The following is an 8,310-nucleotide window of genomic DNA, read 5'->3' on the forward strand; positions in this document are numbered from 1 at the left end:
CGACACGCCCTCGCGGCCCTGTCGGCGACGGAGCGACTCTGCAGGGCCCTGCAGCGTGGAGGAACCCCGTCGGACCTGATGGGGGCCTTCCATCGATTCCTGACGCGAAAGGGGCTCTGGCTCGACCGGATGAAGGCCCTGCCCCTGAACTGCCCCGAGCTGGACGGCGCGATACGCGCGACCGCCTCCGCCATCGAGTCCGTGCACGAGAAGTGCCTAGCGCTCCGGGAGCTCCTGCCGGACATCGGCCCTGCCGGAAGGACGCCCCTGAAGGGCGACGACGCCGTGGAGTTCCTTCTGAGCTGGTGCCGCCAGACCCGTATCCGCCCGGAGCCCCCGCTCTCGGGGGCGCTGATGCTCTATCTGGGTGCCCCCCCGGTCCTGGCCTCCCATCCCGTCTGGGTCATGCTCGGCGTCTCCCAGGGGAACTGGCCGGGCCGCATTTCCGGCTCGCCGCTTCTGGGCCCCTCCGAACGGGAGCGGCTCGCCGAGGCGGAGGCCTGGCTGCCCTCCGTTCAGGACAAGCACCTTCAAAGGGAGGCCCTCTTCCGGCGCCTGATCCGGACGGGAGAGTCCCTGACCATCCTCTCCAGAGCCGATACGGACGAAAACGGACGTCCCGTGCCGGACACGCCCTTCCTGGACCGTTTCATGGCGGACATGAATGAGGGCGTCGAAGCGGACATGGAAGCGAACGCAGACGGATGGACGCTGAAGGAACTGCCAACCGCCGGTGTCGATATCCTCCTGCCCGACAGCGGCCATATCTTTCCGGAGGTCGACGCCGATCCCCTCGCAGCCGCCCCGCGCCCTGGCGTATCCGTTGGAGGAGGCGGAGGAACGGAGCCGCAGAACAACCCTCCGGCGCTCGCGGTCAGCGACCTCCAGACGCTCCTCGAATGTCCTCTGCGCTACTGGCTGCAGCGGAAGGCCGGGCTGAGGGAAAGGTCTCTGGAGCTCGCCACCGCGGCGGAATGGGGCTCGCTGACGCATAAGTTCTGGGAGCGGGTCTGGAGGCGATTCGGCCGTGGAGGCGAGCCCTTCCCGGAGGCTGTGGAGGAGGAGTGGCGCTCGCTCTCCTTGTCCGATGAGGATTATGGGGCGTTCGGAAGGCTGATTCGGGACCGCCGTCTGGCGCGCGCCCTGGAGGTGCTGCGGTTTCGGATACGGAGGCTGGCGGCGCTTCAGACGCGTATTCTGGAGCGGCTGGAGCAAGGCGGATTCCGCCACAGGGCCGTCCTCCTGGAGGACGAGGCCGCGCTTTCCCTGGATGTCGACGGCGTCCGCTTCTCCGGGCGGTGCGACCGGGTGGAGATCCTGGAGGACGGGGACGGACGCGCCCACGCCGTCATCACGGACTACAAGGCGGGTAGGAGTGTGCGGTACGAGGAGGGAATGAAGGACCTGGAGCGGTACCCCTGGTACGAGGGGGGGCCGTCAAAGCTCGTCCGCGGACTCCAGCTCTCGGCCTATGCCCTGATGTACGGACCTCGCGAAGCCGATGCGCCGCTTGCGGGGGTCAACTTCCTGGGCCATCGGGATGGGGGGATCGCCGGGACCTTCTCGGCGGCCCTCCAGGGCGTTTATGCCGGGGTCCTGGCCGGCGAGACGAGGAACAACCGCCGTACCCTGGACGAGCGCCGGGAGGAGGCCGGCTACGCCATGGCCTGTGCGGCACGGTTGCTGAAGGAGGGGCGGTTCGCGCCCTTCTATGATTCGCCCTCCTGCCGGTACTGTGACATGAAGAGCATCTGCCGCAGGGGCGAGATCATCGGCGAGCCCCTGGCAAACGAGGAGGAGAGCGCGGACGAGTGACCGGCCCGCCGGACCTCTCGAAACAGGCGGCCAGCGAATTTGGTTTTGCTATAATGAGGCCGGTCAGGAGAGGCGGGAAGACGCATGTCCGATCGGGACATCACGGAAAAATACCTTGAGGCCTATAACGACGTTTTTGCCGATATCGTGAACGTATTGCTCTTCAACGGGCAAAGAGAAGTCTGTCCCGACGATCTCCGGGATGCGAAGGCTCGTACCCTGTACAAGGCCGATGGCAAGCTCCGGGAGCAGGAGCGTGATGTCTCCAAGCTTTGGGTATCCGAGGGTATTGTCGTTTCTCTGATCGGCTTCGAGAACCAGACCCGGATCGACCGGGACATGCCGCTTCGGATACTGGGGTATGACGGGGCGGATTATCGTGGGCAGCTGTCTGCGAAGGGTGTTCTCTATCCTGTAGTGACGCTGGTTCTTTACTTTGGTGAGGAACCCTGGACGGCGTCCCGGTCTTTGTACGAGAGGATCCCGGTCTCTGAGAGATTGAGGCCGTTTGTGAACGACTACAGGATCAATCTCTTCGAGATATCATTTCTGGCGGACGATCTGGTTGAGCGGTTTACAAGTGATTTCAGGATTGTGGCGGACTACTTCGTACAGATGAGGAGAAATCAGGACTACGTTCCCTCATGTCGGACCATTGAGCATGTGGACGCGCTATTGAAGCTTTTTTCGGCACTGACGCGCGATAACCGTTTTGAGGAGGCACAGAATCAATTAGAAAAGGGGGAGAGCGTAACCATGCTGAGTATTTTGGACAAGGTGGAGGCCAGGGGTATCGCTTTGGGGCGAAACGAAGGTATCGCTTTGGGGCGAAATGAAGGCATCGCATTCACTGCGCGGCGGATGTTGAAGCTGGGCTTCACCCCGGAGCAGATCGCCCAGGCGACCGAGCTTTCCCTTGAAACAATCGAAGCATTGCGGTAAGAGGACGCGGCCCTCCAGGGCCGTATTCTCTCGCTTCAGGAACGTTGGGAAACTGCTGCTCACATGTTCCATGGAAAATCCCCCATTCCTGTTTTCGTTTCCCTATCCTTTTGTCTCATACATTTCGGCCTGCGCGTAGCGCGCGATGGAGGGCAGGTCGGCAGGGATCCCTGTGCAGTCTCGCGCCCGCCTTCCCCGCTCCCGCGGAGCATGATCGGTCCCAAGGGTCGGCAAAGAGCGTGACGCGGAAGGGGCGGACTTTTTGGTCCGCCCCTAATCTTTGATCCGCCGTTACGGCTGGATAGCGTTGTCCATCTCCTGAGCGATCGTCACTGCGGCGTCCGGGACAGGGGGTGCGTAGAACTCCGGTGCGCTCTCCACCTCGGGGATCGCCTCCGGCGCGTCATCGCCGGGCAGGGGCAGATCGCCGCCGCCCACGTCCAAAACATCGTCCGCCGTCAGACCGCCCAGCTCCGGAGCCCCTTCATCCGCCGCGCCCATGTCCGCAACGCCGTTCAGGTCGAGCGAGTCCTCGGCTGCATCCGCCGACGGCACATCGTCTAAATCCGGCCCGGGCTCGGCCGTGGTCCCGGCGGGCGTCGCATCGGCCACCTCCGTCAGCGGCACGTCGTCCAGGTCCGGAACGCTGTCCGCCGAGGTACCGGCCTCCGTGCCCGTGTCGACCGTGTCGATGGGATCCGGGGCAGGAAGGTCCGCCGTTCCGGCAAGCTCCTCGACCGAGGCTGAAGTATCCGCCGCTCCACCTGCGAGATCCGGAAAATCAGTTTCCTCCGCCGGCTCGTTTGTTCCGGAGTCCTCCGTATCCGGAAGGTCCGGGATGTCGGTGTTCGGCATCTCGGCATCCACCGAAAGCAGCGCCGCGGCCTCGTCGATCGCCGCGTCGGACTCCGCATCGGTCCCCTCCGAAAGGGCGCCCTCCCCGAGCAGCGAGGCATCAAGGGCCGCCGCCGAGTCCAGGTTGAGGTCGATCAGGTTCCCGTCCGCGTCGAGAAGCGGTTCCGCCTCCTCCGCTCCCGGCAGGAGCGCGGAGATGGAGGCCGAGCGCCCGAGCCCCACGATCGGCGACGGCGGGATCGGCGGATTGGCGCCGCCGGTGACGGTCACGTGGAACGTCCCGCCGACCTCCGGGGACGTATCAATCGTCTCGTTGGCCGTCCCGGCGTTGGCGACGTCCACGGTCTTCGCCGTCACGGTGATGTCCTTGTCCAGGTTCCAGTTCGTCTTGAAGGCAAGGTCGGGCACCTCGTTGTGGGCGATGCCGGAGATCGTGTAGGTGTCCGTGTCCGCGTCGTAGGCCGCGTTGCCCTTGGTGAAGGTGGCGCCCGATCCCAGGCCCTTCAGCGTCACGGTGACGGTCTCGGACCCGTCCGTGTCCGCTACCGTCGCGTTCAGGTTGATGCGGATGTCCTGGTTCGCCGTGCCGAAGGTCTGGGTGGGGTTGATGGTCAGCCCGTCCGCCTTGGCGTCGAACACCACGTCGAAGGTTTTGGCGTCCGCCTTGGGGGACTGCCCCTTCTCGCCGGAGTAGACCGTCAGCGTGATGCCCGTCGCGGTGCCGCTGAAGTTCTTCGGCGCCTCGACGGCGATGTAGGCGGGCAGCTTCCCCCCCGCCAGCGGGATGCCCCAGGCGCCGCCGCCCACGTTCTGAGCCTCCTGAGCGCTGGCCGCATCGGCCCCGACGAAGACCTTGTAGTCGTTCGGGACGTGCTCCAGCTTGGCCGCGACGACCGCCTCCGACCCGTCCTTGTCGTTCAGCCCCGTGCCCTCAACCTGGATCTGCACCCGCGTGTCCTCGGCCCCCTTGGCGGAGGCAATCTGCAGGTCGTAGCCGCTGTTGACGGCGCCGACGTGCACGGTCTGCGCAGCCGTGCTTGTCACGGTGCTTGCTGCGTTCGTCTCCTGCGAGATGACGTGGGCCTTGACCGTGAAGTCGCCCGAGGCGTGCGTCTCCGGCCTGTAGGTGAGCGACACGGTGCCGCTGCCCTGAGCGCCGCCGACGTTCACGCCCTCCAGCACGTAATACTTGCCGTCGGCCAGCCCCTGACAAACGAGTAGGAGAGCGCGGACGAATGACCGGCCCGTCACGCCCTCCCGCGGTGGGGCCTCGAACGCCGCCCGAAGAGCATTCCCAGCAAGATCAGCCCCATCCCCAAGGCCCCCGTGGCGCCGAGCCTTTCGTTCAGGAACACATATCCGGAAAGAGCCGCTCCAAGGGGGCCCAAGGCGGAGAACAGTCCTGCACGTTCGGAGGTCGTGCCGCTCTGCGCCAGAGGCTGGAGCGTAAATCCGAAATCGCTGCACACCACAGCCAACCCGAGGATGACACCCCACTCGGAAGCCGTTGCCGGCATTCTGGGGACCTCGAAAAGGAAAGCCATGACTATGCCGTACAGCCCTATGAACCCTACCTGCAGGATGCCGAGCGCCAGGGGATCGTCCCTTCGGCTGAGGCGATCGGTGAGGACGATGGTACAGGCATAAAAGGCCGCCGCGGCCAGGCACAGCGATTCCCCCTGCGAGATGGAGAAGGATCCCCCCTTCAGCGTGAGCAGGGCTACCCCCGAGAAGGAGACGAGGGTGCTGAGGAGGATGGGGATATCGGGCAGAGAACGACGCAGAACGGCCTCTAACAGAGGGACGAATACGATGGCGGTGTTCTCCAAAAATGCGGCGGCCGAGGCCTCCGTAGTTCTGAGCCCCAACACCTCCGCGGCCATGACGGCAAAGAAAGAGGTGCCGAGCAGCATGCCCCTCAGCCAAGTTCCGGCGGAGGCGCTTTTCAGCCTTCTCCATCCCAGGGGAAGGAGAAAGAGAAACGCTGTGATAAAGCGAATGCCCAGCAACGAGAAGGGGGCCATCCCCTGAAGGCCGATCTTCGTCATCACATAGGAGGTGCTTCTGGCCAGAATCACCGCGGCCAGCAGGAGCTCCGCCCAGGTACGGGAAAAAGAGCCGTTCGTCGTGTCCATCATCTCTTAAATCGATTGGTCCCTTTCCCCGAAGACGAACCTGTCCGTTCGGTCCTCATTTATTTCCTGTGCTGTGCCGTTCTCCATCCTGCGCGTAGCGCGCGATGGAGAGCAGGTCGGCGAGGATGCCCTGTGCGGTCTCGCGCCCGCCTCCCCCGCTCCCGCGGAGCGTGACCGGTCCCAGGGGGTCGACATAGAGCGTGACGATGTTCTCCGTACCCTCGAGGGCGGCGATGGGGTTGGACAGGGGAAGCGACGTCGGCCGAACGGAGGCCCTCAGGGCGCTCCCCTCCCGCTTCAATTCGGCCAGGAGCTTGATCCGCTCTCCCCGCTCCTTCGCGTCGCGGATCATCTCGGGAGTCACGCGGGTTATTCCCTCCCTGTCGACGTCCTCCACGCGCATGTTCGCATCGAAAAGGGCATGGGCGAGGATGACCAGCTTGACCGCCGCATCCCACCCCTCGACGTCCAGGGTCGGATCCGCCTCCAGCACGCCGGCGGAACGGGCTTCGGCGCAGGCCTCCTCGTAGGTCCTGCCCTTCTCCATCTCGGTCAGGACGTAGTTGGTGGAGGCGTTCAGGATACCCTGAACCCCCTCGATGGCGCAGCCGGCAAGTCCCTCTCGGGCCATTGCAAGGAGCGGCGTACCGCCCTGCACCGTCCCCTCGAAGAGCAGCCGTACCCCCCTCTCCCTCGCCAAACGGTTGAGCTCGTCGTACGCCAGGGCGATCGGGGCCTTGTTGGAGGTCACGACGTGCAGGCCGCGCTCCAGCGCGCACCGCACGTGGGACAACCCCGGCTCCCCGCCATCGAGGTTCGTGGGCGTGGCCTCGATCAGCACCTCGGCGCCCGAGCGGGCAAGAAGCTCCTCGAAGGAGGCCCGGCTATCCTCGGCTTTACAGGCCGTCCCCAGCCGCCCGGTCTCCGCAAAGGTTTGCAGGATCTCCCCAAGAGACAGTCCGTCGGGCATGAGCGCCGTTCCATGCGAGCGCGAGACGATCAGGCAGACCTGGGCCCGAAACCCACAGCGCTCCTCCAGCCTTCCGCGGTTCTCGTGCAGGAGCTCGACAAGACCCCGTCCCACCGAGCCGAAGCCCGCCAAAGCCAATTTCCATATCTTTTCAGACGCCATGATCCGACCTCCGCCGTTTTTACATGAACCGCTCGACGGGCCCCGTCTGTTCCTCGATCACCGGAACGTAGGTCTGGGGCCTGCGGCCGAAGCAGACGTCCATCTGTTCGTAGAAGGTCACCGCATCCAGGTTGACGAACCGCTGCTCGATCGCCCGCTCCGTGGGCATGTAGCGGATATGTCCCTCGTGAACCTCGACGACCGTCACCCCGCTGAAGCCCTCGTCCAGGAGGATGACCCCGGCCGAGCCGATCTCCTTGCCGAAGTTGACGTCGTAGGCGGAGGTGGCCCCGCTGCGGACGATGTGCCCGGGGATGACCTCGCGCACCTCGGGGATCTCGAAGACGCCCGGCACGAACATGCCCGAGACCTTCATGAATTGGCGGATTGCGGGGTCCTTCCGCATCATGGCCTCGAGACGGGTGCGGATGTAGCGTCCCGCGCCGGCCAAGCGGACGTGCCCGAAGGAGTCCGTGCTGTCCCCGCTGTCCGAGAACACCTTGCCGTCCTCCCCCTTCACGCCCTCGGCCACGACCATGACGTAGGTCCCCGAGTGCACGTCAGAGTTCAAAATGCGCCGCATGTAATAGTGTTTCACGTGATCGTACACCGCGTCGAAGTCCACCGTGATCTCGGGGATTAGGACGCAGTCCGCATCCGCAGCCACGCCCCCACGGAAGGCCGTGTGTCCGGCATAGCGGCCGAAGACCTCGACGATCATCACGCGGTTGTGCGTCTTGCCCGTGGTCTTGAGGTCCTCGACGATGCGTGATATCTTGTTGATGGCGGAGTCCCCGCCCACCGAGTAGGTCTGGAGGTCCAGGTCCATCGTCTTGGGCGCATGGACGCAGGCGATGCCGTTCTGAGCGAGGTCCACCACGACGCTCCCCGTGTCGTCCCCGCCCGAGATGAGGAGGCCGTCGAGGTTGAACTTCCGCAGTCCCAGCAGGATGCGGTCGTACTTGTCGGGGTCGGGGATCTTCGAGATCTTCACCCGGCTGTGGCCGGCGTCGCTCCCCGCGAAGGCGGAGTTGACGTGGTCCGTGCGCTCCTCGTCGAGGAAGACCAGCCGCTCGAAGTCCACCAGGTTGTAGAGCCCCGCGTACCCATTGGGGATGATGTACGTCCCGATGCCGCGCGCCATGGCGGTCTTGGCCGCGCCGCGAACGACGGCGTTCAGTCCGCCGCAGTCCCCGCCCGATGTGATGATGCCGATGTTCTTCATCTTCTTGCCCATGATGCCGCCCTCCATGCCCTTGGGATATCGACTCCGAATCCTTCGATACCGATATTCTATACCAAGGGAGGCGCCGAGTTAACCTATAATTCGAGAGCGGGGTGTGCATCCCTCCGGCGAATTTCCATCCTATAATTGTGGCTCCTCGCTATCAGGAGTGGTTGGTTTATAAAAGGCTACCGTTATGGTATCTT

General features: G+C 64.5%; 6 protein-coding genes. 2 read left to right on the forward strand and 4 right to left on the reverse strand.

Going from position 1 to position 8,310, the window contains the following annotated elements:
- Positions 1-1,815, forward strand: a 1,815-nt coding sequence (locus ABLA28_RS09190) for a PD-(D/E)XK nuclease family protein (RefSeq protein WP_347713412.1), incomplete at its 5' end; no start/stop codon positions are given.
- Between the two features lie 84 nt (positions 1,816-1,899).
- Positions 1,900-2,757: an Rpn family recombination-promoting nuclease/putative transposase gene (locus tag ABLA28_RS09195; RefSeq protein ID WP_347713413.1), complete on the forward strand. Its 858-nt coding sequence runs from the start codon at positions 1,900-1,902 to the stop codon at positions 2,755-2,757.
- Between the two features lie 291 nt (positions 2,758-3,048).
- Here ABLA28_RS09195 and ABLA28_RS09200 read toward each other — a convergent pair whose 3' ends face one another.
- The 4 genes from ABLA28_RS09200 to ABLA28_RS09215 are packed head-to-tail and all read right to left on the reverse strand — an operon-like array spanning position 3,049 to position 8,116.
- Complete coding sequence (locus ABLA28_RS09200; protein ID WP_347713414.1) at positions 3,049-4,863, reverse strand: hypothetical protein; 1,815 nt, start codon at positions 4,861-4,863, stop codon at positions 3,049-3,051.
- Complete coding sequence (locus ABLA28_RS09205) at positions 4,860-5,750, reverse strand: DMT family transporter (protein WP_347713415.1); 891 nt, start codon at positions 5,748-5,750, stop codon at positions 4,860-4,862. Before ABLA28_RS09205 ends, ABLA28_RS09200 begins: the two co-directional genes overlap by 4 nt.
- Positions 5,751-5,802: 52 nt before the next feature.
- Positions 5,803-6,879, reverse strand: a complete 1,077-nt coding sequence (locus tag ABLA28_RS09210) for a homoserine dehydrogenase (RefSeq protein WP_347713416.1) — start codon at positions 6,877-6,879, stop codon at positions 5,803-5,805.
- 19 nt (positions 6,880-6,898) lie between these two features.
- The gene (locus ABLA28_RS09215) at positions 6,899-8,116 is read right to left on the reverse strand and encodes a 6-phosphofructokinase (protein WP_299301891.1); all 1,218 of its coding nucleotides are present in this window, start codon (positions 8,114-8,116) and stop codon (positions 6,899-6,901) included.
- Between the last annotated feature and the right edge of the window lie 194 nt (positions 8,117-8,310).

It is taken from the genome of uncultured Fretibacterium sp. (genome assembly GCF_963544685.1).
Lineage (GTDB): Bacteria > Synergistota > Synergistia > Synergistales > Aminobacteriaceae > CAJPSE01.

Coding starts and splice junctions, on each gene's coding strand:
- ABLA28_RS09210 (WP_347713416.1), bottom strand. CDS start 6,879: ATGGCGTCTGAAAAGATATGGAAATTGGCTTTGGCGGGCTTCGGCTCG.
- ABLA28_RS09195 (WP_347713413.1), top strand. CDS start 1,900: ATGTCCGATCGGGACATCACGGAAAAATACCTTGAGGCCTATAACGAC.
- ABLA28_RS09205 (WP_347713415.1), bottom strand. CDS start 5,750: ATGATGGACACGACGAACGGCTCTTTTTCCCGTACCTGGGCGGAGCTC.
- ABLA28_RS09215 (WP_299301891.1), bottom strand. CDS start 8,116: ATGGGCAAGAAGATGAAGAACATCGGCATCATCACATCGGGCGGGGAC.